The organism is Citrobacter sp. TBCS-15, from assembly GCF_005280815.1.
In the GTDB taxonomy this organism is placed as follows: domain Bacteria; phylum Pseudomonadota; class Gammaproteobacteria; order Enterobacterales; family Enterobacteriaceae; genus Citrobacter; species Citrobacter werkmanii.
The window spans coordinates 1-520 of the sequence record NZ_SZWK01000023.1; the positions used below are offsets into that span (position 1 = coordinate 1).

Annotated in this window: 1 protein-coding gene; it reads right to left on the minus strand. The window is 37.9% G+C overall.

Going from position 1 to position 520, the window contains the following annotated elements:
* Positions 1-22: 22 nt before the first annotated feature.
* A partial coding sequence (locus FDW96_RS02740; RefSeq protein WP_137365186.1) for an IS6-like element IS1216 family transposase occupies positions 23-520 on the minus strand: 498 nt, incomplete at its 5' end.

Consider the following 520-nt stretch of genomic DNA (forward strand, 5'->3'; position numbering starts at 1 on the left):
AATCCCTTACGGTATCTATGATTTAAGCTGGGATTCCCAATAATATCTTGATTTCAGTACAGACCGAAAACCCGAAGAGAGTGCCTTCTTTTCGGGTTTTCTTATATAATCCTCGGATGGCTTCCATGCCTTTAATCGTGGGTGAGGCAGTGCGTAAACTTCGATAGAATTTATTGCGTCTCTTTACTGGACGATGGTCTTGTTCAATCAAATTATTCAGGTATTTAATGGTACGATGTTCTGTCCCTTGATAAAAGCCGTATTCTTTTAGTTTCTTAAAGGCACTTGTAATAGAGGGGGCTTTATCTGTGACTACAACCTTCGGTTCATCAAACTGCTTCACTAACCGCTTAAGAAAAGCATAGGCTGCTTGTGTGTCCCGTTTTTTACGTAACCAAATATCCAAGGTTAAACCATCTGCATCGATGGCTCGATACAAATAATGCCATTTTCCTTTAATTTTGATGTACGTTTCATCCATTTTCCATGAATAAAAGGATTTTTTATTTTTCTTTTTCCA